Below are 21,089 nucleotides of genomic sequence, written 5' to 3'. Positions count from 1 at the left end.
TCAGGCGGCCGGCAGCGGAACCCGCCAGACCAGCTCCGTGCCGCCCCCGGCGCGGACCCGGGCGTCGAACCCGCCGCCCATGGCGGCCGCCCGCTCGGCCAGGTTGGCCAGGCCGCTGCGCCGTCCGCCCTCCGGCAGGCCGATTCCGTTGTCCGTGATCGTGAGAACCAGGTCGGCGCCGGCTGCGAGCCCCACCTCCACGGAGGTGGCCCCGGAGTGCCGCGCGGCGTTGGACAGCGCCTCCTGCAGGACGGCCAGCGCCTCCTCCGCCGCCTCGGGCGGGACCGTGACGTCGATCAGACCGGTCATCCGCAGCGCCGGGGTGAAACCGAGAACGGCGGCCGCCCGGTCCACGGCCTCCACGACCCTCGCCCGCAACCCCTTGCCGGACGGTCCCGACTGCTTGGCCCGCAGACCGAAGATGGTCGACCGGATGGTCTTCGCGGTCTCGTCGAGGTCGTCGATGGCCCGGAGCACGCGCTCGGCGGCCTCCGGGTGCTCGATGAACCGGGTGGCGCCCTGCAGGGTCATCCCGGTGGCGAAGAGCCGCTGGATGGCCAGGTCGTGGAGATCCCGGGCGATCCGGTCGCGTTCCTTGAGCAGGGCGACCTGCTCGGAGTCGCGGCGCCGCTCCGCGAGCTCCATCGCCACGGCCGCCTGTGCGCCGAATCCCTGCAGCGGGGCGGACTCGTCCGCGTCGAAGAGCGGTGCTCCCTCGGCGCGGGCGAGCATGAGCACGCCGCGGATCCCGCCCTCGGCGGTGCCGATCGGTACGGCGAGCGCGGGCCCCAGGCCCTCCCAGCGCGGCGGTCCGGCGGTGATCCGCGGATCCTTGCGGACGTCGGTGCTGACGACGAGACCGGCCGAACGAACCGCCGCTCCCATGAACGAGCCGCTGACGGGCAGGACCAGACCCTGGTGGTCGGAGCCGCACAGGCCGACCGCGATCCGCACCTCGAGTTCCTGCGTCCGCGGGAGACAGAAGGCCACGACCGCGAGGTCCGCACCCGCGATCTGCGACGCGCGGGTGACCAGCAGGTCGAGCACCGCCTGCTCCGGCTCGCCGGACAGCAAGCTGCTGGTGACCTCGGCGCCGGCGGTCAGCCACCGTTCCCGCAGCCTCGCCTGCGTGTACAGGCGGGCGTTGTCGATCGTCACGCCCGCGGCCACCGCCAGCGTGGCGAGCACCGCCTCGTCCTCGGCGTCGAACCCGCCGCCGCCGCGCTTCTCCGTCAGGTAGAGGTTGCCGAACACCTTGTTCCGTACTCGGATCGGCACGCCCAGGAAGCTGTGCATGGGGGGATGGTTCGCCGGGAAGCCGACCGAAGACGGGTGGTCCGCGATCTCGTCGATCCGCAGCGGCAGCGGGTGGCGGATGAGCTCACCCAGCAGCCCGCGGCCGGACGGCAGCGGACCGATCCGCTCCCGCACCTCGTCGCTCACGCCCACCGGGATGAACTGGGACAGGGTCCGGTCCTCCCCGATCACCCCCAGGGCGCCGTACTCGGCGTCCACCAGCGTCACCGCCGCCTCGACGACGTGACGCAGGGCCTGGGTGAGCTCGAGGTCCCGTCCGACGTCCAGCACCGCCTCCAGCAGGCTGTGCACCCGGTCGCGGGCGCTGCGGGCGGCGTCCAACCGGGTCTGGAGCTCGTCGAGCAGGTCGTCCAGACGGAGCTGCGGCAGCGGGGACGCGTCGTCCTCACGGGCTGTTCCCATGCGGTCCTCCCCTCCGGTCGGGTGGCCGCCTTCCAGCCTAGGAGGCGGTGGCCCCGGGTGCCGTGGCAGTGGGGCCGCTCGACCCGCCCGGCGGGCCGTCCGGCCCATGGCACGCCGGTCGGGACGGCACCACGCTGGAAGGAGGTCCGGCAGCGTGCGACGACGCCGGGACGTCCGAGGGAGTGACCGGACATGAAGGCTCTGACGTACCGCGGACCGGGCCGCCGTCTGTGGGCCGAGATCCCCGACCCGGCGCCCGCCGATCCCGAGGACGCGATCGTCCGCGTGGACGCGGTGACCATCTGCGGCACCGACCTGCACATCCTCCACGGCGACGTGCCGGAGGTCGCAGAAGGGCGGGTCCTCGGGCACGAGGCCGTCGGGACGGTCGTCGAGACCGGACCGGGCGTGCGCACCGTCGCGGCCGGCGACCGCGTCCTGGTCTCCTGCATCTCCGCCTGCGGCCGCTGCGCCTCGTGCCGGGAGGCCGCGTACGGCCAGTGCACGGGGGGAGGGGGATGGATCCTCGGCCACCTCGTCGACGGAACCCAGGCCGAGTTCGTCCGTACGCCGTTCGCCGACAACTCGCTGCACAGGCTGCCGGCCGGAATCACCGACGAGGCGGCGCTGATGCTCGCGGACATCCTGCCCACCTCGTTCGAGGTCGGGGTCCGCAACGGCCGGGTCGGCCCGGGGGACACCGTCGTGGTCGTCGGCGCCGGACCCGTCGGGCTCGCGACGATCGCGACGGCCCGCCTCTACAGCCCCGCCCGGATCATCGCGGTCGACCTCGCGGAGAGCCGGCGGAAGGCCGCCGGACGGGCGGGCGCCGACAGCGCCCTGAGCCCCGACGACATGGCGAGGGCGGCCTCGGACGGGCTCGGCAGGGACGGCCGCGGCGCCGATGTCGCGATCGAGGCGGTCGGACTCCCCGAGACCTTCGAACTCTGCACCCGCCTGGTGCGGCCGGGCGGCCGGGTGGCGAACGTCGGCGTCCACGGCAGGAGCGCAACCCTCCACCTCGAGGACCTGTGGATCCGGAACCTCACCATCACCACCGGTCTGGTGGACACCAGCAGCACCCCTCTGCTGCTCGACATGCTGGCCGCCGGCCGGCTGTCCACCGGTGATCTCGTGACCCACCGGTTCGGGCTCGACGAGATGCAGGACGGCTACGACGTGTTCGCCGACCCGGCCCGCACGGGCGCGCTCAAGGTGGCGTTCTTCCGCACGTGAGGACCGCAGGCCGTGAACACGGACAGCCCGACGTCCGCCGTCCACGGACCCCGACCGGCCCGTCGTACGGCCGGCCGGGGGGACGGAGAGGGAACCGCGCACGAGGTGAGGAGACCGACCGTGAGACACCGACAGGTGGCCGACGTCATGACCCGGGAGGTGGTCCGCGTCCCGCCGGACACCGGGTTCCGCGAGATCGCAGCCACGCTCGCGGTGCACCGCATCAGCGCCGTACCGGTGGTCGACGGGGCGGACCGTCCGGTCGGGGTGGTCTCCGAGGCGGACCTGCTGCACACCCAGGCCGCCCAGGACGATCCCGACGAGATGCGTGCCGTACCCCGCCGGGAGGGTGACCGGGCCACGGCGGCCGGCCTGATGTCCGCCCCGCCGGTGTGCATCACCGCCGACGCCAGTGTGGTCGCCGCCGCCCGGCAGATGGAGAGGCACGGCGTGAAGCGGCTGCCCGTCGTGGACGCGGACGGCCGGCTGGTCGGCATGGTCAGCAGGGCCGACCTGGTGAAGGTCTTCCTCCGGGACGACCGGGCCATCGCCGAGCAGATCGCCGACGAGGTGCTCGGCGCGATCGACGGCGTCGACCCGGCTGCCGTGGACCTCCGGGTCGACCAGGGCCGGGTCACGCTCAGCGGCACGATCGACCCGCCCTACCTGGCGGCGGTCGTCGACAGGCTCTGCCGGTCGATCGACGGCGTCGTCTCGGTCACCGACCGTACGGGGTCCCGCGGCTGACGCGCGACGGGCCGTCCGAGGCAGGTCGGCCCGGCGTGCAGGACCGAACGGCCCTGCACCGGCCGGGACCGCCGACGCACAGTGGAGGGGCAGACCCGACGAGGGAGGAGCAAGGACCATGCAGCACCGGAGCGTTCACGACGTCATGACCCAGGAAGTGGTGACCGCGAGGCCTGACACGCCGTTCAAGGCGGTCGTGGGCCTGTTCCACCGCAACGACATCACGGCCGTCCCGGTCCTCGACGACCAGGACCGGCCGATCGGCATGGTCTCCGAGGCGGACCTGATCCGCAAGGAGGCGGTGCTGCCCGACCCGGAGGGCCGGACGCCGGGCCGCTGGCTGCCGCCGAAGGACCGTGCCCGCGCCGAGGCCGAGACGGCCGGAGGGCTGATGACCTCGCCGGCGGTGACCGCCCGGCCCACCTGGTCGGTGCCGGAGGCCGCCCGGCAGATGGACAGGCACAAGGTCAAGCGGCTGCCCGTGGTGGACGAGGCGGGCCGGCTCGTCGGCATCGTCAGCCGGCGCGACCTGCTCCAGGTGTTCCTGCGGAACGACGCGGCGATCCGTGAGGAGATCGTGCACGACGTCTTCGGGCAGATCCTCTGGACCCCCGCGGAGACCGTCCGGGTCGCCGTCCACGACGGCGTCGTGACCGTCGCCGGCCGTCTCCCGCGCCGCAGCCTGATCCCGATCGCCGAGCAGCTGTGCCGGGCCGTCGACGGAGTGGTGGCGGTCCATCAGTCCCTCGACTGGGTCGAGGACGACACCGACGTCCGCCTCGAACACCCGCAGGCCTACCACGCCGGCAGCTGACCGGGTGTGCCCGACGGATCCGGGCCGCCGTCCCCGTGACGGCGGCCCGCCGTACGGTGACCTCCGCCGCACGGTGACCGGTGCCGCCCGCGAACGGCGGGCGGCACCGGTCACCGTGTCATCGGGAGGCGGCGGATCCGCCGGGACGGATCCGCCGGCCGCTCACCGACGACGTCCGGATCCGGACCCAGACGTCCCTCCCCCCACCGACCCACGGGTCGGGCCGGCCGCGGTGTTCCAGATGCTCGACGACCTCCGGCTCGTCCAGCCGTACGGCGGTGCCCTTCACCAGAACGCTCCAGCCCGAACCCAGCGCGTCGTCGATGCGGTCCGCCTCGAACGCGAGCCGTGCGCCGGCCTCCGGACACACGCTGCTCCCCTCCGCGGTGCGGTAGACGACCGTACCGTCCATCACCCGGAAGTTGACGGGCAGTGCGACCGGACCGTCCCCGGTGGACAGCACCACCCTGCCGACCCCGCCGGGGGTGAGCTTCGCCCAGCAGGCCGCCGGTGCGAGTTCCTCGACCACCGGCTGCGCGGCCGCTGCCGTCCGCCCGGGCGGCACCTCCGTGCCGGCGCCGAGCAGCTCGCCGACGGAGGTGCCCAGGACACCGGCGAGCCTGGTGAGGGGTGCCGAGTCGGGCACCGCGGCGGACGACTCCAGGTACTCCAGGTACTCCAGGGCCATGCCGGCGCGCTCCGCCACCTCCTGGCGGCTGAGCCCCAGCCGTTCCCTGCACAGCGTCACACGCCGTGCGATGTCACCCCGTTGCCCGGCCGGGGCTCCTGCCGTTCCGCTGCCGGTCGGCGGCCTGGACATGGTTCGCTCCTCTCTTCCCGCGCTCCGCCGGTCAGCTGCCGGCCGCGGGCGTGTTGGCGGCGGCGTCGTGCATGCCCGCGACCAGGAGCTGATGCCCCAGCTCCATCAGGGCGCGCCCGGCCGCGTACTCGTCGCCGATCTCGGGCACGGCGGCGTCCTGCGGGTTGCGACGGGCACTGCTCCGGCTCTGCAGGACGTTGTCGCCGGTGTCGAGCACGCCGTGCGCGGTGGTCGTGTCCCCCGCCTCGAACAGGTCGAGCTTGAGGGTCCAGGTCTTGGTGTGCATCGGCGTGTGGGCCGGTCCTCCGGTCATCGCTCCGTCGCCTCCTCCGGGCATGCGGCCGGGTGGGGTGCGTGACCCGCCGTGCGGGTCGCTGCGCCTGCGCCCGTACCACCAGCGTCGGCCGGGGAACCGGTCCGGCGCTGGGGCCGTTCGACCCTGATCCCCTGGACGGACGGGCACGGGACGCCGGTCCCCGGGACCCGGTCCCCGCGGGGTCAGCCGCGGAGACCGGCCAGGGTCGTGGCCAGATCGGTGCCGGCCGGGCGGGAGCGGTTGTGGGGCAGCCTGCCGAGCAGGTTGCCCATGGCGCAGGTGTTGGTGACGGCGGAGAACGCGAGCCCGGCGCCGACCGCGGCCGGGATCCAGCGGGCGCCGGGCCGCACGAGGTCCGCCAGCACACCGGCGAGGACGAGGCCGCCGGCGACCAGGCGGACCTGCCGGTCCATGGCCCACACGGCGGGTGCGCCGGCGACCCGGTCGAGCGGGTGGCCGCCGCCGGCCCAGGCCGAGGTGCCGCCGGTCAGCGTGAGCGCGGTGATCCCCTCGGCGGCGAGCCGCTCGCAGGCGGTCCGGGAGCGGTTGCCGGAGGCGCACACCACGGCGATCCCGCCCCCATCGGCCACGGCGCGCAGCGTGGGCAGGGCCTCGTCGAGCCGGTCGAGCGGGATGTTGTGGGCTCCGGGGATGTGGCCCGCGGCGTACTCGCCGGGGGAGCGGACGTCGACGACGGTGAACTCGGCGAGGCGGGGGTGCAGCTGGGCGACGGTCACGGGGGTGGTCATGGTGCGGGGGAGTCCTTCCGGGACAGCGGGGCGGGCCGCCCGGGCGGGGGCACCGGGCGGAGCACGGGGGTTCGTCAGCGCAGGGCGTCGACGAGCATGAGGGCGGCGACGGCGAGCAGCGCGACGGCGAAGGCCGTCTGCAGGGCGCGGCCGCTGAAGCGGTCGGCCAGACGCTTGCCGTCCCAGGCGCCGAGCACGGCGGCGGCGGTGAACGGAGCGATGACGGCCCAGTCGAGGGAGCCGGCCGCTCCGACCCGTGGGACGAGTGCGGCCAGCGAGTTGGCGGAGATGACCAGCAGGCTGGTGCCGACGGCCTCGGCCATCGTGAAGGCGAGGACGGAGACCAGCGCGGGGACGGCGAGGAAGCCGCCGCCCACCCCCAGCAGGCCGGTGACGGCGCCGAGGCCGGCTCCTGCGGTGGCCGAGCGGGCCGGCCCGCTCTCGGCCGGGCGGTCGTCCGGTATCTCCTCCGGACGGTGCCGTGCGGCGTCCTTCGGTTTGCGGGCGGAGGCGAGCATGCGCCAGGCGGCGGTGCCCGCGAGTGCCGCGAACGCGACGGTGAGCAGGGCGGCGGGCAGGTGCGAGGACAGCGCCCCCGCGGCCGCCGCGACCGGGAGGCCGGCCGCGGCGAACAGCAGGCCGGTGCGCCAGCGGACCCGCCCGGCCCTGGCGTGGGCGAGCAGGCCGGTCAGCGAGGTGACGGCGACGATCAGGAGGCTGGCGGTGCCGGCCTGCGCGGGGGTGAAGCCGAGCAGGTAGATCAGGGCCGGGACGGCGAGCATGCTGCCGCCTCCGCCGAGGCCGCCCAGCGCCAGGCCGACGACGGCACCGGCGGCCAGGGCGAGCACGAGCGCGGTCACGCGACCCGCCCGTGCAGGCCGTCCGCCGTGGCGACGGGGAGCCCGGCCCCGGTGGGGGGCGTCGGCTGCGGTGCGCGGGGCTGGTGGGACAGGAGCATGGCGTGCCTCCGTGGTCGTGCTGCAGGGCGGGTGGGCCGTGGCGCTCCGGTGCCGGGAACGGCGCCGGGCCTGGCGGGGGAAGGGGGACGGGCCGCGTGACGACGGCGGCCGATGAGCGCCGCCCCTTGCCTCCGATAATACCCATGGGGGTATCTTGGGGAGCAAGGGATACCCCCACCCGTATTTTTGTCAGGAGAGATCGACGTGTTCTTCGCCCAGTACTACCTGGACTGCCTCTCCCAGGCGTCCTACCTGGTCGCCGACGAGACCACCGGCCGCGCCGTCGTGGTCGACCCGCGCCGGGACGTCGACGAGTACCTCGCGGACGCCGAGGCCCGCGGCTTCACCGTCGAGGCCGTCGTGAACACCCACTTCCACGCCGACTTCCTGGCCGGACACCTGGAACTGGCCGCCCGCACCGGCGCCTGGATCGGCTACGGGCGGCGCGCGGAGACCGAATACCCGATCCGCAAGCTCGCCGACGGCGAGCGGATCAGCCTCGGCGACGTCGCCCTGCAGGTCATGGAGACCCCCGGGCACACCCCCGAGTCCATCAGCCTGCTGGTCTTCGAGCACGCGGCGGACACCGTCCCGTACGGCGTGCTGACCGGCGACGCACTGTTCATCGGCGACGTCGGCCGCCCCGACCTGCTGGCCTCCGCCGGCACCGGCGCCGACGAACTCGGCCGGATGCTCTACGACAGCGTCCAGCACAAGCTGATGGCCCTGCCCGACGAGGTCCGGGTCTTCCCCGCCCACGGCGCCGGGTCGTCCTGCGGCAAGAACCTCTCCACCGAGCGGCAGTCCACCATCGGCGCCCAGCGCGCCACCAACTACGCCTGCGCACCGATGAGCGAGGAACGGTTCGTCGCCATCGTCACCGCCGGCCAGTCCGCGGCACCCGGCTACTTCGGCCACGACGCCGTGCTCAACCGCCGGGAGCGCGCCCTGTTCGACACCGCCCGGGCCCACCGGCCGCTCACCGCCGACGAGTTCGGCACCCGCCGCGCCGCGGGCGCGGTCGTCGTCGACGCCCGCACCCCGCAGGAGTTCGCCGCCGGACACCTGTGCGGCGCGATCAACGTCCCCGTCGACGGCCGCTTCGCCGAACAGGCCGGCACCGTCCTCTCGCCCGACGCCGAGATCCTGGTCGTCGCACCCGACGGCCGCGAGGACGAGGTGGTGACCCGCCTCGCGCGCATCGGCTTCGACCGCACCGCCGGCCACCTCGACGAGCCCGGGAGCACCCTCGCCGCGTTCGCCGACGACCTCACCCCCGCCGGCCGGCTCACCGTCGACCAGCTGCGCACCGCCCTCGCCGCCGAGCGCCCGCCGCTCGTCGTCGACGTCCGCAGCTGCGGCGAGCGCGCCGAGGGAGCGGTGGACGGCTCGCTGCACATCGCCCTGAACGAACTGCCCGGCCGCCTCGCCGAGATCCCGGCCGACCGGCCCCTCGTCCTGCACTGCGCCGGCGGCCACCGCTCCTCCGTCGCCGCCAGCCTGCTGCGCCACCACGGCTTCGCCGACGTGTCCGACCTGCTCGGCGGCTACGGCGCCTGGCAGGCCGCCGGGCGGGCCGCGGTCTGAGCCGGCGTGGGCGTCACCGGCGGGCGACCGTACGCGGGGTCAGAACCAGTGCAGGCAGTGCGGGGAGCGCTCGGCCCGGAAGAGGGCGTCGGCGAGCAGGGCCGCACCCGGGCGGTGGGCCCGGACGTGCCCGGCGCGCACCAGCGTGCTCGGGGCGGTGCCGCCGAGGTAGATCGACCCCAGGTCGCTCACGTCCAGGGACAGGTCGGGCTCCCGGCCCGTCGGGACGCAGTCGGCCTTGCCGTCCCGGACGGTCAGCAGGTGGCGGCCGCGCTCGCCGAGGAACGGGTCGTCGACGTCGAGGACGAGCTCGCCGTCCGAGCACCAGCCGCGTGCGGTGAGCGCCCGGGGGACGTCCAGCAGCCGGACCCAGAGCCAGTCGGTGTCGCCGGTCACCTCGGCGGCGCGGAAGTCCTCGAACTGCCAGCGCAGCGGATGCCCGGTCGGGACGTGCTTGAACGCGACCCGGTCGGCCAGGTCGTGGTCGAGCAGGAACCGGGCCAGGGCGGTGGTGACGGCGTCCCCGGTGGTGATGATCTCGTCGACGGTCAGGGCCCCGGCCTCGAACGAGTAGCTCGCGTAGCCGTCCGGGACGCCGTCGGCGTCCCGGTGGACGGCGACGTACCGCGGCGCCGGGGCGATCGGCGGCTGTCCCGCGCCGGAGGACCACCAGCGGTGCGGCCGGGACAGCGCGCCGGGCTGCGCGCGGCGGTACCGGTCGTAGACCCCTTCGAGGAGCTCGCCGCAGTCGGCGCGCTTCACCACCTCGATCGAGTCGGTCGCCGAGTCGCTCACCGGAGCGGCCGCAGGGGCCTCGGCCGTTCCGGGGGCCCGTCGGTGCGCGAGGGCGGAACGGTGCCGCGGCACCGTCACCCGGGCCGTGTAGGTCGCCGGTCCGTAGCCGAACCGGCGGTAGATCACGGCCTCGGAGGCCAGCAGCACGGAGAGGAACTCCCCGCGGTCGCGCAGGTCGGCGAGCTGATGCCGCATCATCGCCGTGAGCACGCCGCGGCGCCGGTGCGAGGGCAGGACGCCGACGGCGGTGACCCCGGCGGCCGGGGCGAGGACCCCGCCGGGCAGGGTCAGCTCGAAGGAGTACGCGCCGGCGGTGCCGACGGGCCGCCCGTCCGGCGCCAGGGCCATGAGGTTGCGGTCCATCTCCAGCGCGGCCCACCAGACCCCGCCGCCGTCGACGGGGGTCTCCGGGAACCGCCCGAACGCGGCGTGGAGCGTGTCGACGAAGACGTCCAGGTCCTGGTCGTCGGTGGGACGGATCTCCATGGCTGGCGCTGCCTCCCCGGGTACCGGCACCACGGCGATGTGGTGCCCCGCCACAGTGCAGCCGTACGGCGGTCCGTGGTCAACCGGATTTCACCCGGGGCGAACGGGCCCGGACCCGGCGGCAGGGCCGTGCCGTCCGACGGTGGTGATCTCCGCATGGATACCCCACGGGGTACACTGGGCTTTTCACGCGATACGTAGTGGAGGTGCAGCAGTGCAGGTCGACGACGATTCGGTCGGTGCGGTCCTCAACCGCCTCCGCCGGGCCCAGGGCCAACTCGCCGGGGTCATCGCGATGATCGAGGCCGGGCGCGACTGCAAGGACGTCGTGACCCAGCTCGCCGCGGTCTCCCGCGCGCTCGACCGGGCCGGGTTCAAGATCGTGGCCAGCGGTATGCGCCAGTGCATGGCCGCGGCCGACGGCGACACCCCGCCGATGACCGAGGCCGAACTCGAGAAGCTCTTCCTCGCCCTCGCCTGAGCGGTGCTGCCGCGGGGCGGCCGTCGCGGAGGGTGCCCGGCAGGCCGTCCGTCGGGCGGCGCGCGACGATGGGGGCATGAACGGGAGCGTTTCGCCCGGCCCGGGCCGCCCACCGCCCGCGCTGCTCGACACGATGGCGAACCTGGCGCGGTTCCACCGTGAGCACGAGGAGTTCTACGCCTCGGCGCCCCGGGAGCAGGCCGTGCTGCTCCAACGCGACGCGAGGACCCTGTTGGCCCTGGCCGACCGCTGGTCCGTGGTCCGGCCGGCAACGCCCTCGCCGCTGAACCCGTTCGAAGGCGCCGAGGACCTCACCTCGCCGGCGGGCATCCAGCTCCGCGGTGTCCTCTTCATGGAGGGCGAGGGCGAGCCGGTCGAACTCGCCCGTCTCAAGCGGGATCTCGTGCGGACCGCGGACGACCTGGGGTCGGGTGCCCGCTGGCTCGCCGAGGCGATGCAGGCGTCGTGGGACAGTGTGCGGGCGCTGCTCGACCTCCCCGGCTTCGCGGACCTGCTGGGCGAGCGGCACCGCATCATCGCCGACGACTGGCAGGCGGCCCACCATGCCGACCTGGCCGGGTTGTTGCTGCGGCGGGCCGCGGAGATCCTCGAACGGGTCGACCTCCGGCCGGCGGCCCTCCGTGCGGACCTCGCCGAGGGGCCGGCGGGTCCGCAGCGGCTCTACTCCGCCGCCGAGCTGGTCGCCCGTGCCGCGGACCTGCTCAGTGAGTCGGCCGCGCTCGTGCACGACAACGAGCGCCGCTGGCGCGCCTTCGGTGCCCGGGTGGCGGAGCTGCGGGACGAAGCCTGACGCTTCAGCTGCGGCCGAAGAGCCTGGCCAGGAATCCGCGGCCGCTCCCGGCGGCCCTGTTGCAGGTGCAGCGGTCCGCCTTGGGGATTCCGGCCAGAACCTGCTCGACGTGCATCCCGCACCCCGCGTAGGTGGCCTTGCCGCAGGTGCGGCACGTCGTCCGTCGGCACATGGTGGAACTCCCGGTCTCACGTCACTGGTCCTTGCCGTCCCGATGATACCCCCTGGGGTATGAAAGCCGTGAGCGGTCCGCCCGCCGCGCCGGCGAGGACGACCGCCTGCCCGTCGGCCGCGGCCGGCGGCCCGTGCCCCGGAGTCCGCGCGGACCGTGGCGTTCAGGTGCGGGGGACGACGGCCACCGGGCAGGGCGCGCGGTGGACGGCGGCATGTGCGACGGGCCCCATCCGGGGCGTCGGGCCGCTGCGGTGTCCGCCCCTGCCGACCACGACGAGCCGGGCCCGTTCGGTGCCCGTCGCCAGTGCGCGGGCCGGGCCGTCCGGGACACACCGCTCCACCACCCGGACCCCGGCGTGCTTCTCGCGCCACGGCAGCAGTGCTGCGGTCAGCGCATCCCGGTCCGGTGGTCCGCCGGCGCCCGCGTGCAGGGCGAGCAAGGGCGCGCCGTGGCGTTCCGCCGCGGCGAAGGCGAACTCCAGGACGGTCTCGTGTCCGGGCCGCAGACTCACGCCCGCCACGACCGCGCCCGTGAGTGCGGCCGCTTCCCGCGGGGCGGCCGCACTCACGGGCGCGCGGACCAGGACCACCGGCACCTCGGAGCGGGAGACCGCCTGGAGGGCCACCGACCCGAGCAGCAGACCGCGTACGGCGCCCAGCCCGCGGGATCCGACCACCAGGAGTGCGGCCCCGCGTGCGGCGGGCAGCAGTTCGGCGGGGGACTCGCCGGGCACCAGTCGGGTCAGGACCAGGACATCCGGGTACTGCTCCCGCAACTCGCTCTCCATGTGCTGCAGCAGACGTTCTCCCGCGAGCGCCTGCTCGCCCTCCCGGGCGGTCTGCTGAGCGGTCATCGGCGGCAGGACCCACACGTGGAAGAGCCGCAGCGGCACCTCCCGCACCTGGGCCTCCCGGGCCGCCCAGTGCGCGGCGGACCTGCTTCCGGGTGAGCCGTCGAGTCCGACGGCGATCTCCTCGTGCACGGTTCACTCCTGTCCGCGGCCGCAGGCCCGCTCACGGCCGGGCGGCGGGGTGAGGGCCGGGCGCGGCTCGAACGGCGGGCGGCGCGGCGGTGGCACCGGTGTCGTCGATGCGGTGGCCCAGTTCCTGCCGGACGGCGACCACCCCGTCGAGGGAGCGGCACATGCCCTCGACGACGGGGACGAGGCTCTTGCGTCCGACGGCGCCCCGCAGGGTGACCACACCGTCGTCGACGGTGACGTGCACGGCGTCCGCGGGGAGTCGGAGGGCGTCCAGCAGCACCTCCCGCTCGATCTCCTCCCGGATGTCGTCGTCCTGCCTGAGGAAGGGGCTGAGCAGGTCGCTGCGGGAGACGATGCCGGTGAGCCGGCCCGAGGCGTCGACCACGGGGAGCCGCTTGAGCTTCCTGCGGTGCATCAGCCGGGCTGCTTCGACCAGGCTCCATCCGGAGCGCGCGGTGACCACCGGGCTCGTCATCAAGGACTCGGCCGTCCCCCCGTCCGTCCGGTGCGGGGCGTGCGACGGGAACCGGCGGGAACGCGACGCGTCCTCGTCCGGCAGGGCCGCCTCCTCGCGGATCAGGTCGGCCTCGGACACGATGCCGACCGGGCGGTAGCCGGAGTCGACCACGGGCACCGCGGTGATGGCGTGGCGGTGGAACAGTCCCACGATCACCTTGAACGCGGTCTCGGGACGGACCGCGACGACGTCGTGGGTCATGACGTCCTCGACGGTGCGGAGTTGCACGGTGTGCTCCTCTCCGGACGGACCGGCACTCCGGCCCGGCACGCTCGGCCACGGTACGGCACCTCCAGTCTCGGTCCCCGTGGCGGTTTCCGCCGGGGCCGGGTGGCCCCGTCCCCGGCGGAGAACGTCCCGGCCGCGACGGTCGGGCATCACCGCAGGTCGCCGACCGGCGGCACCGCCCCGCAGGCGGCCCGCACGGAGCCGGCCACCAGCCCCACCAGGGCGGGAAGGGCAGCCCGGACGGCGTCGGTGAGGCCGAGCCCGGGGGCGAAGTCCGCGCCTTCGACGGCGTGGACGACCAGTGCACGCGGCAGCCGGTCGAGGGCGGCGGCCAGGGCCACCGTCTCCGCGAGGCCCAGCCCGTGGGTGCTGGCCGTCGCGGCCGCCAGCGAGGCCGCCCGTCCGCCCCGGAGGGTGTGCAGGCGGCCGGGGCGGCCGGTGGGGGAGCGCACCGCCTCGGCGAGGACCACCGTGTCGGCCGGACCCCACAGGTCCAGCAGCCGGCCCGGGTCCCCGTCGCTCAGGGCGAGCACGGCGGCCGGCGCACCGCGCGCCCGCAGCGACTCGATCACGGCCGGCCCGGCGCCGTCGTCGCGGCGGAAGGGATTGCCGACCCCGATCACCACCACCCGGCCGGTCACTCCCGCTCCACGCTGAGGTCGAGGAAGTGCGTGGCGCAGGAGATGCACGGGTCGTGGTTGCGGACGGCCCGCTCGCACAGCGCCGCCAGCTCCCCGTCCCCGACGGCGGCCGGGGACCGCGCCAGCCGGGCCCCGACCTGGCGGCGGAGGTCCTCCTCGATCGCCGCCTGGTTCTGTGCGGTGGGCGGCACGATCCGGGCCCGGGTGACGGTTCCGTCGGGGCCGAGCGCGTAGCGGTGGTACAGCAGGCCGCGCGGCGCCTCGGTGGCGGCGCAGCCGACGGCCTCCCGTGCAGGCGCCTCCATGTACGGCCGCTCCGGCGGCCGGTACCTCTCGATGATCAGCAGGGCCTCCTCCAGGGCGTGCACCACCTCGACGGCCCGTACGACGATGCTGCGGTACGGGTTGCGGCAGGGGTCCCCCCGGGTCGGATCGCCGAGTCCCGCGCCGCGCGCCGCCTCCGCGGCCGCCGGGTGGAGCCAGCGGCCGTTGAGCGCGTAGCGGGCGAGCGGGCCGGTGAGGTACGGGCGGCCGTCCAGCCGCGACTGCAGCGCCGTCGAGTAGGGCACCTGCTCCTCGACGACGCGGTGCTCGAACTCCTCGACGGGAAGGCGCCGCGGCCCGCCCGGGCTCCCCGCCGGCGGCAGGACGGCGGGCTCGCCGGAGTCGATCGCGTAACCGCCCGGGTCGTGCAGCGCCAGGAACTCGCCGTCGAAGGAGGCCTCCGGGAAGTCGAACCCGGCGACCCAGCCCACGGCCTCCAGCGCCTCGTCCCGCGCCCGGCGCAACCGCTCGGCCAGTGGGTCGAGTTCCGCCCGTGACGGGGTCCGGTGGAAGCCGCCGACCCTGACGTTGACCGGGTGGATCGGGCGCCCGCCGAGCACCTCCACCACCGCGTTGCCCGCCTGCTTGATCCGCAGCCCCCGCTCGACGGCCGTCCGGTGTCCGCGGGCGACCTCGACGGCGTCGGCGCAGCCGAGGAAGTCGGGGGCGTGCAGCAGGTGGACGTGCAGGGACTGGCTCTCGATCCACTCGCCGTAGTACAGCAGCCGGCGCAGTCGCGCGAGCTGTCCGTCGACGGTGGTCCCACAGGCCGCCTCGACCGCCTGGCAAGCCGTCATCTGGTAGGCGACCGGGCAGATCCCGCAGATCCGGGCGGTGAGATCCGGGGGCTCGGTGTGTCCCCGGCCGACCAGGAAGGCCTCGAAGAAGCGGGGCGGCTCGTAGAGCCGCAGCTCGGCGGTGACGACCTCCTGCCCCTTCAGGCGCAGCCGGACGGCGCCCTCGCCCTCCACCCTGGCCAGGGCGTCCAACCGCAGGACCCGCGACGACCCGTGGCTCACTGCGGTTCCTCCCCGCCGAGCCCTTCGGCGATCTCCGGCACCGGACCGTACTCGGGCGCCGCGGCGTTGAAGGTGCGGAAGACGCGGACGACGTCCAGCTCGGACATGCCGTCCCGGCCGAGTTGGCGGACCATCGACGCCAGATTGGGGTCGGCCACCGGGCCGAAGCAGCCGTAGCAGCCGCGCCCGTACGTGGGGCAGATCGCCCCGCACCCCGCGTGGGTGACCGGGCCGAGGCAGGGCGTGCCGTGGGCCACGGTGACACAGGTGGTGCCGCGGATCTTGCACTCGTAACAGACGCTGTGCGCCGGGACGCCCGGTTTGCGGCCCACCAGGTACGCCGTGATCACTTCGATCAGTTGGCGCCGGTCGATCGGGCAGCCGCGCAGTTCGAAGTCGACCGGGACGTGTGCCGAGATCGGGGTGGAGGTGCCGAGGGTGGCGATGTACTCGGGGCGGGCGTAGACGGCGGAGCGGAACTCGGCGACGTCCGCGAAGTTGCGCAGCGCCTGCACACCGCCGGCCGTCGCGCAGGCGCCGATGGTCACCAGGCGGCGGGAGACGGCGCGGATGCGCCGGATGCGCCGGGCGTCCTCGTCCGTGGTGATCGAGCCCTCGACCAGCGACAGGTCGTACGGCCCTGCACCTTCGAGGCCGGCCGGACCCCGGGAGCCCGTACCCTCCGCGCTGCTCATCTCCAGGAAGTGGGAGATGCTCACCCGCCCGGCGAGCGGCAGCAGTTCGTCCTCGCAGTCGAGGAGGGTCAGCTGGCAGCCGTCGCAGGAGGCGAACTTCCACACCGCCAGGGTCGGCCGGTCGGCATCGTCCATGTCTACAGCTCCCTCACCGCGAGCAGTCGTCGGGAGACCGCGCAGTCGACCACCGGGCCGTCGCGGCAGAGCAGCAGCGGTCCGAGCTGGCAGTGGCCGCAGTGTCCCGTTCCGCAGCGCATGTTGCGCTCCAGCGAGATCTGGATGCGCTCGGGCGGCATGCCGCGTGCGAGCAGCGCATCCGCGGTGCGCCGCATCATCACCTCCGGCCCGCAGACGAGGGCGGTTGCGGTGCCCGCCCCGACGGCCACCCGGTCGAGCAGGGCGGTCACCACCCCGACGCTGCCCCGCCACTGCGGAGTCGGCCGGTCCACCGTCACCTCCACCCGGCACCGGTCGCTCCAGCGGGCGAGTTCGCCGGGGAAGAGGAGGTCCGCCGGGGTGCGTGTCCCCACCAGGACGGTGAGGCGCCCGGCCCCGCCCAGGAGCCGGTGCACGGCCGGCCGCAGCGGCGCCAGTCCGAGGCCGCCGGCGACCACCAGGACATCGGAGCCGTCCGTCCCGTCGAGGTTCCAGCCGGTGCCGAACGGGCCGCGCAGCCCGAGGGCGCCGCCGGGAGCGGATCGGCAGATCGCTGCCGACACGGCACCGACCGCGCGGACGGTGAAGGTGACCGTCCGGTCGCCGACGGCGCTGACGGAGATCGGTACCTCGCCGACGCCGAAGGCGTACACCATCGCGAACTGCCCGGGGGAGAAGGCCGGCAGGGACGCGCCGTCCGCGGCGAGGGTGAGCGAGACGCAGTCCGAGGTCTCCGGCCGGGACGAGAGCACCCGGTACGGGACGGGTACGGTGCTCACGGCGGACCGCCTCCGTCCGGTGCGTAGAGGTCCACCAGGCGCAGTCGGGCGGCCTGGAGCCGTTCCGCGATCACGGCGGCGCAGTGCACGGTCAGCCGCAGGCCGAACTCCGGGTCGGCCTCGCAGAGCGCCCGCACCCGCCCTGCGGGGAACTCCCACGCGGAGACCGGGCCGAGAGCCCGGGCGCCGAGGTGCCAGCGGTACGGCGGGAAGAGCCAGGACCAGCCGAGCAGTTGGCCGGCGCCGACCGTCTCGACCACCGGTGGCCGGCGCCCGGGCACGTGCAGATCGAGGGCGACCTCGCCGGAGCGGAGCAGCCAGAACCGGTCGGCTGCCCCGCCCTCGTCGAACAGGCGCCTGTCCGCGGGGAATTCGCGGTCGTCCGCGAGTCCGAGCAGGCGGGCCCGGTGCAGGTCGGACAGGCCGTCCAGCAGTGGCTCCGGTTGGGTCACGACCGCCCGTCCCCGTCTCCGCCCGAGTCGGCCCGCAGCCCGGCCCAGTCGTGCAGGGCCGCTGCCTCCTCGGTGATGTCGATCGCGACCGGGCACCAGACGATGCACCGCCCGCAGCCCACGCAGCCGGAGGAACCGAACTGGTCCCACCACGTCCCGAGCTTGTGGGTGAGCCACTGCCGGTAGCGGCTCGGCGCGGACGCGCGCACCGGGCCGCCGTGCAGGTACGAGTGGTCGAGGTCGAAGCAGGAGTCCCACACCCGCCAGCGCTCGGCGTGGTCGCCGGTGAGGTCGGTGACGTCCTCGGTCGTGGTGCAGAAGCAGGTCGGGCAGACCATCGTGCAGTTCCCGCACGTCAGACAGCGCTCGGCGACCTCGTCCCAGCGCGGGGCGTCCAGCGTGCCGGCCATCAGCCGGTGCAGGTCCACCTCCGGCATGCTGCGGCCCATCCGTCCCGCCGCGGAGGAGACGCCCTCGCGTGCGGCGCCGACGGTCCGTGCGTCGGCGGGCCGCAGCGGCAGCGCGGCGAGGACCTCGGCGCCCTCCGGGCTCCCGCTGCGGATCCAGAACCGGTGCCCCGCCGAGTCCGCCACCTCGGTCAGGACGAGGTCGTGGCCGGGGCCGGCCGCCGGGCCGGTGCCCATGGACACGCAGAAGCAGGTGCCGCCCGGCTCGGTGCATTCGACCGCGACCAGGAACGCCCCCGTCCGCCGTCCCTCGTAGACCGCATCGCGGTGCCGGCCGCCGACCAGCACGCGGTCCTGGACGGCGATGGCCCGCAGATCGCACGGGCGCACCCCGAGGAACGCGAAGCGGTGCGGCACCGGCTCGTCCGACTCCACCGCCGGTCCGCCCGCCGACCGGTCGGCCCGCCACTGGCGGACCCTCGCCGGGTGCAGGTAGGACTTCCATGACTGCGGGCCCGCCGCGTTGGCGAAGGCCGCCCGGTCGGAGCGCTCGCGCAGCCGGTACGACCCGGCCTCCAACTCGACGCCCCAGCCGTAGGGCAGCTGATCGGCGGAGGCCAGCTCGTCGAGGACGATCGCCCCGTCCCGCACGGTCGGCCCCACCACCGTGAAGCCCCGGTCCAGCAGCACGTCCACCAGGGCCGCCAGGCCGTCGATGCCGATGACACCGCCTTCGGCCGCCGGGCGAGGGGCACCGCTGCGCGCCGTCATGTCGTGTGCCCTCCTCGGCCGCCGTCCGCTTCCATCTGTCGCACAGATCGGTTCCCACGAGCGGGAGGCCGCCGCCGGACACCACGGGATACGCCCGGACGGCCGCATCCCGCATCCCTCCACGGGCCCGACCCGGCTGCGAGGGTGAGGCCCGTCCTGGCGACCACCGGGGCGTGGCGCCGACCGCCGGGCACCGGGCCGTTCCATCGCTGTCGAAGGCGGGCAACGGAGGCGGGCGTGGCGCTGCACCACAGGGGGTCGGACGAGCCGTGCTTCGGGGATCCGGTCGCGGACCGGCGAGCCGGTGACAGCGCGGTCGGTGCGGTGCCGCTCGGCGGCCCGGTCGGCGTCGGCGAACGAGCGCACGGGGCTGCCCGTGGACGCGGGACCAGTCATCATGCCCGGGCCGGCCCGCCACGGGGAGGCGCCGGTGCCACCGGTGACCCACGTCAGGGAGGCGATGAGCGTGGCCACGGCGACGACGAACACTGCGGGTGGCAACCACCGTCCGCGCAGTACGGTCACCACCGCTCCGGTGGTCCGCCGCCCAGCCCCCACCGTCCCCGAGTGGCTGTGGGCCCGGTCGTCGGTCGGGTGGTGAGGGCGGCGGCACGTCGACCGGCACCGCCCCGGCCAGGAGGTGGTCGGCGCTCGGGGCCGCCCCCGGCCGGTCGGCTGCTCTCGCCGTGTGGTGCCCGGGGGCTCACACGCCGGACACCTGGGCGAGCTGGCCGACGGCTGCGGTGACGGCCATCGCGAGTCCGCCGCCGATGACGACGCGCAGGGTCGGGCGGAGGACGGCCGTGCCGGCGGCGAGGGCGGCGAGCACGCCCGCCAAGGCGAGGCCGCAGAGGGTGACGGCGACGATCAGCCACAGGCGTGCGCCGGCCGATCCTGCGAGCAGGCCGAGGAAGGGGACGAGTCCGCCGGTGAGGAAGCTGGCGGCGGAGGCGAGCGCGGCCTGGACGGGACGGGCGGCGGTGTGTTCGCTCTGGCCGAGCTCGTCGCGCAGATGGGCCTGGAGCGGGTCGGCCTCGTGCAGGGCCTCGGCGACCTGCCGGGCGAGGTCGCGCGGGACGCCGCGGCCTTCGTAGATGGCGGTGAGTTCGTCGAGTTCCGCCTCGGGGGCTTCGGCGAGTTCGCGGGCCTCCTTGGCCCGGTCGGCGGTCTCGACGTCGACCTGGGAGCTGACGGAGACGTACTCGCCGGCGGCCATCGACATCGCCCCGGCGGAGAGGCCCGCCAGGCCGCCGGTGACGACGGTGGAGGTGCTCGCCCCACTGGCGGCGAGGCCGACCATCAGACTGGCGACGGAGACCAGACCGTCGTTGGCGCCGAGCACGGCGGCCCGCAGCCACCCGGCCCGGCCGGCGGCGTGGCTCTCCCGGTGCGGACCGAGCCTGTCGAAGAAGGTCATCCGTGCGGTGTCCCCGGTCGAGGGTGTACCTGGGCGTTCGAGTCGTCCTGGTCAGTATCGGCAGGCGGTGGGCGGTTGTCGCTCCCGGATGACCGCTCGGTGACCGCCGGGGCCGTGCCACCCGGCCGTGCGCCCTCGCGGGGCCGCGGCGCCGGGTCGTGCTCCGCCGAGACCCCGGGCGACCTGCGCGCCGACCGGCCCGTGGACGAGGAGCCCGACCGGATCGAGGACTGCGGGCCCGCCGCGTCGGCGAAGGCCCCCGATCCGAGCGCTCGCGCAGCCGGTACGACCCGGCCTCCCACTCGACGCCCCGGGCGTACGGCAGCTGACCGGCCGAGGCCGGCCGACCGGCTCAGGATGCCGGCACGGCGCAGCGCCGCGGCCGCCGCCGGCTCACGGACTCCCGCAACGGCCGCAGGGCCGGCCCCGCGAGGACGGTCCGCGGGCCGATGCCTCCGGTTCCTCCGGTCGGATCGCTCACCCGGGCGATCCACCCGGCCTGCGCGGCGCGCCGTCCGCTGTTTCCGCGGGGGCACCGGCCGGTCCGTCACCCCCGGGCGAGGCGGCGTTCGCCGCCGGCCCCGGGCGAGTAGTCGAGCTGGTAGTGGGCGAAGACGGCCGGTTCCTGGTCGGCGGCCAGGACGCCGTCGGTGTCGATCGACGGCGCGTCCTTCACCAGGGCCTTCGGATGGGCGACCTTCAGGTAGCCGGGTCCGGCGACGGCGCCGTCGAGCGGGACGAAGACGAGCCGGTGGCGGGTCGGCAGACCGACGGTGACCGTGGCGAAGGACGGTTCGTCGGTCGCCGTGTCGACGTAGACCGACTCCAGGACACCGATCTTCTTGGCGTCCTGGTCGACGACGTCGTGCTGGCGCCACTCGCGGACGTCTGCGAGCTGGATCATCGGTGGCCTCCGGTCCGTCGAGTTCCGCGCTCCGCCGCGGGGCGGCCCCGCGACGGGTAGCGTCTGCCCGCCCCGACGCTCGGCAACCACTGCCCGTCGGGG

At 75.1% G+C, this 21,089-nt stretch carries 23 protein-coding genes; 6 read left to right on the top strand and 17 right to left on the bottom strand.

Annotated features, from left to right (window positions below; all coding sequences use genetic code 11):
* A complete protein-coding gene (locus tag AB0442_RS06535; protein WP_366161026.1) occupies positions 1 to 1,719 on the bottom strand; it encodes a GAF domain-containing protein in 1,719 nt (572 codons plus the stop codon).
* A gap of 192 nt (positions 1,720 to 1,911) precedes the next feature.
* On the opposite strand from AB0442_RS06535, the gene AB0442_RS06530 reads away from it, so the two are divergent.
* The 3 genes from AB0442_RS06530 (at position 1,912) to AB0442_RS06520 (ending at position 4,516) form a co-directional block, all read left to right on the top strand.
* Positions 1,912 to 2,955 carry an alcohol dehydrogenase catalytic domain-containing protein gene (locus AB0442_RS06530; RefSeq protein WP_366161024.1) on the top strand — a complete coding sequence of 348 codons (1,044 nt, stop codon included), beginning with the start codon at positions 1,912 to 1,914 and terminating at the stop codon, positions 2,953 to 2,955.
* 120 nt (positions 2,956 to 3,075) lie between these two features.
* Positions 3,076 to 3,702 (top strand): CBS domain-containing protein, encoded by a 627-nt coding sequence (locus AB0442_RS06525; protein ID WP_366161022.1) that lies wholly within the window; start codon positions 3,076 to 3,078, stop codon positions 3,700 to 3,702.
* Positions 3,703 to 3,820: 118 nt separating this feature from the next.
* A complete protein-coding gene (locus AB0442_RS06520; RefSeq protein ID WP_366161020.1) occupies positions 3,821 to 4,516 on the top strand; it encodes a CBS domain-containing protein in 696 nt (231 codons plus the stop codon).
* 118 nt (positions 4,517 to 4,634) lie between these two features.
* On the opposite strand, the gene AB0442_RS06515 is transcribed toward AB0442_RS06520, so the two are convergent.
* The 4 genes from AB0442_RS06515 to AB0442_RS06500 form a co-directional block, all read right to left on the bottom strand.
* Complete coding sequence (locus AB0442_RS06515) at positions 4,635 to 5,264, bottom strand: pyridoxamine 5'-phosphate oxidase family protein (protein ID WP_366161018.1); 630 nt, start codon at positions 5,262 to 5,264, stop codon at positions 4,635 to 4,637.
* A 103-nt stretch (positions 5,265 to 5,367) separates the two neighbouring features.
* Entirely contained in the window at positions 5,368 to 5,649 is a 282-nt protein-coding gene (locus AB0442_RS06510) for a dsRBD fold-containing protein (RefSeq protein WP_366161017.1), read from the bottom strand.
* A gap of 185 nt (positions 5,650 to 5,834) precedes the next feature.
* Positions 5,835 to 6,401: a rhodanese-like domain-containing protein gene (locus AB0442_RS06505; protein ID WP_366161015.1), complete on the bottom strand. Its 567-nt coding sequence runs from the start codon at positions 6,399 to 6,401 to the stop codon at positions 5,835 to 5,837.
* Between the two features lie 74 nt (positions 6,402 to 6,475).
* The gene (locus AB0442_RS06500) at positions 6,476 to 7,261 is read right to left on the bottom strand and encodes a sulfite exporter TauE/SafE family protein (protein ID WP_366161014.1); all 786 of its coding nucleotides are present in this window, start codon (positions 7,259 to 7,261) and stop codon (positions 6,476 to 6,478) included.
* 303 nt (positions 7,262 to 7,564) lie between these two features.
* Between AB0442_RS06500 and AB0442_RS06495 the strand changes: the two genes are divergently transcribed.
* Complete coding sequence (locus AB0442_RS06495) at positions 7,565 to 8,947, top strand: rhodanese-like domain-containing protein (protein ID WP_366161012.1); 1,383 nt, start codon at positions 7,565 to 7,567, stop codon at positions 8,945 to 8,947.
* Between the two features lie 39 nt (positions 8,948 to 8,986).
* Here the strand turns inward: AB0442_RS06495 and AB0442_RS06490 are convergent, their stop codons facing one another.
* Positions 8,987 to 10,228 (bottom strand): GNAT family N-acetyltransferase, encoded by a 1,242-nt coding sequence (locus AB0442_RS06490; protein WP_366161011.1) that lies wholly within the window; start codon positions 10,226 to 10,228, stop codon positions 8,987 to 8,989.
* 214 nt (positions 10,229 to 10,442) lie between these two features.
* Between AB0442_RS06490 and AB0442_RS06485 the strand changes: the two genes are divergently transcribed.
* Together AB0442_RS06485 and AB0442_RS06480 are read left to right on the top strand one after the other, a co-directional pair.
* On the top strand, positions 10,443 to 10,709 hold the full coding sequence (locus AB0442_RS06485) for a metal-sensitive transcriptional regulator (RefSeq protein ID WP_263107000.1): 267 nt from the start codon (positions 10,443 to 10,445) through the stop codon (positions 10,707 to 10,709).
* A 76-nt stretch (positions 10,710 to 10,785) separates the two neighbouring features.
* Positions 10,786 to 11,520: a hypothetical protein gene (locus tag AB0442_RS06480; RefSeq protein ID WP_366161009.1), complete on the top strand. Its 735-nt coding sequence runs from the start codon at positions 10,786 to 10,788 to the stop codon at positions 11,518 to 11,520.
* Positions 11,521 to 11,524: 4 nt separating this feature from the next.
* Here the strand turns inward: AB0442_RS06480 and AB0442_RS06475 are convergent, their stop codons facing one another.
* The 11 genes from AB0442_RS06475 to AB0442_RS06425 form a co-directional block, all read right to left on the bottom strand.
* Entirely contained in the window at positions 11,525 to 11,692 is a 168-nt protein-coding gene (locus AB0442_RS06475; RefSeq protein WP_366161008.1) for a hypothetical protein, read from the bottom strand.
* 163 nt (positions 11,693 to 11,855) lie between these two features.
* A complete protein-coding gene (locus AB0442_RS06470) occupies positions 11,856 to 12,677 on the bottom strand; it encodes a universal stress protein (protein ID WP_366161006.1) in 822 nt (273 codons plus the stop codon).
* A 31-nt stretch (positions 12,678 to 12,708) separates the two neighbouring features.
* A complete protein-coding gene (locus AB0442_RS06465) occupies positions 12,709 to 13,422 on the bottom strand; it encodes a CBS domain-containing protein (RefSeq protein ID WP_366161004.1) in 714 nt (237 codons plus the stop codon).
* 149 nt (positions 13,423 to 13,571) lie between these two features.
* Positions 13,572 to 14,063, bottom strand: a complete 492-nt coding sequence (locus AB0442_RS06460) for a hydrogenase maturation protease (RefSeq protein ID WP_366161002.1) — start codon at positions 14,061 to 14,063, stop codon at positions 13,572 to 13,574.
* Positions 14,060 to 15,406 (bottom strand): nickel-dependent hydrogenase large subunit, encoded by a 1,347-nt coding sequence (locus AB0442_RS06455; RefSeq protein ID WP_366161000.1) that lies wholly within the window; start codon positions 15,404 to 15,406, stop codon positions 14,060 to 14,062. Before AB0442_RS06455 ends, AB0442_RS06460 begins: the two co-directional genes overlap by 4 nt.
* On the bottom strand, positions 15,403 to 16,236 hold the full coding sequence (locus AB0442_RS06450; RefSeq protein WP_366160998.1) for an oxidoreductase: 834 nt from the start codon (positions 16,234 to 16,236) through the stop codon (positions 15,403 to 15,405). Before AB0442_RS06450 ends, AB0442_RS06455 begins: the two co-directional genes overlap by 4 nt.
* Positions 16,237 to 16,238: 2 nt before the next feature.
* Positions 16,239 to 17,036 carry an FAD/NAD(P)-binding protein gene (locus AB0442_RS06445; protein WP_366160996.1) on the bottom strand — a complete coding sequence of 266 codons (798 nt, stop codon included), beginning with the start codon at positions 17,034 to 17,036 and terminating at the stop codon, positions 16,239 to 16,241.
* Positions 17,033 to 17,488: a cyclic nucleotide-binding domain-containing protein gene (locus tag AB0442_RS06440; protein WP_366160994.1), complete on the bottom strand. Its 456-nt coding sequence runs from the start codon at positions 17,486 to 17,488 to the stop codon at positions 17,033 to 17,035. Before AB0442_RS06440 ends, AB0442_RS06445 begins: the two co-directional genes overlap by 4 nt.
* Complete coding sequence (locus tag AB0442_RS06435; protein WP_366160992.1) at positions 17,485 to 18,666, bottom strand: 4Fe-4S dicluster domain-containing protein; 1,182 nt, start codon at positions 18,664 to 18,666, stop codon at positions 17,485 to 17,487. The genes AB0442_RS06440 and AB0442_RS06435 overlap by 4 nt, the downstream gene beginning before the upstream one ends.
* Positions 18,667 to 19,369: 703 nt before the next feature.
* Positions 19,370 to 20,083, bottom strand: coding sequence for a VIT family protein (locus AB0442_RS06430; protein WP_366160990.1), 714 nt, complete (start codon positions 20,081 to 20,083; stop codon positions 19,370 to 19,372).
* Between the two features lie 547 nt (positions 20,084 to 20,630).
* A complete protein-coding gene (locus AB0442_RS06425; RefSeq protein WP_366160988.1) occupies positions 20,631 to 20,987 on the bottom strand; it encodes a PRC-barrel domain-containing protein in 357 nt (118 codons plus the stop codon).
* Between the last annotated feature and the right edge of the window lie 102 nt (positions 20,988 to 21,089).

It is taken from the genome of Kitasatospora sp. NPDC085895 (genome assembly GCF_040702125.1).
GTDB lineage: Bacteria > Actinomycetota > Actinomycetes > Streptomycetales > Streptomycetaceae > Kitasatospora > Kitasatospora arboriphila.
Note: the sequence above shows the minus strand (reverse complement) of the source record. Positions and strands in the feature narration are given on the sequence as shown.

Excerpts from the sequence above, each read along its gene's own strand:
- AB0442_RS06530 (WP_366161024.1), top strand. The coding sequence starts at position 1,912 with ATGAAGGCTCTGACGTACCGCGGACCGGGCCGCCGTCTGTGGGCCGAG.
- AB0442_RS06435 (WP_366160992.1), bottom strand. The coding sequence starts at position 18,666 with ATGACGGCGCGCAGCGGTGCCCCTCGCCCGGCGGCCGAAGGCGGTGTC.
- AB0442_RS06535 (WP_366161026.1), bottom strand. The coding sequence starts at position 1,719 with ATGGGAACAGCCCGTGAGGACGACGCGTCCCCGCTGCCGCAGCTCCGT.
- AB0442_RS06430 (WP_366160990.1), bottom strand. The coding sequence starts at position 20,083 with ATGACCTTCTTCGACAGGCTCGGTCCGCACCGGGAGAGCCACGCCGCC.
- AB0442_RS06505 (WP_366161015.1), bottom strand. The coding sequence starts at position 6,401 with ATGACCACCCCCGTGACCGTCGCCCAGCTGCACCCCCGCCTCGCCGAG.
- AB0442_RS06480 (WP_366161009.1), top strand. The coding sequence starts at position 10,786 with ATGAACGGGAGCGTTTCGCCCGGCCCGGGCCGCCCACCGCCCGCGCTG.
- AB0442_RS06425 (WP_366160988.1), bottom strand. The coding sequence starts at position 20,987 with ATGATCCAGCTCGCAGACGTCCGCGAGTGGCGCCAGCACGACGTCGTC.
- AB0442_RS06475 (WP_366161008.1), bottom strand. The coding sequence starts at position 11,692 with ATGTGCCGACGGACGACGTGCCGCACCTGCGGCAAGGCCACCTACGCG.
- AB0442_RS06520 (WP_366161020.1), top strand. The coding sequence starts at position 3,821 with ATGCAGCACCGGAGCGTTCACGACGTCATGACCCAGGAAGTGGTGACC.
- AB0442_RS06450 (WP_366160998.1), bottom strand. The coding sequence starts at position 16,236 with ATGGACGATGCCGACCGGCCGACCCTGGCGGTGTGGAAGTTCGCCTCC.
- AB0442_RS06490 (WP_366161011.1), bottom strand. The coding sequence starts at position 10,228 with ATGGAGATCCGTCCCACCGACGACCAGGACCTGGACGTCTTCGTCGAC.
- AB0442_RS06510 (WP_366161017.1), bottom strand. The coding sequence starts at position 5,649 with ATGACCGGAGGACCGGCCCACACGCCGATGCACACCAAGACCTGGACC.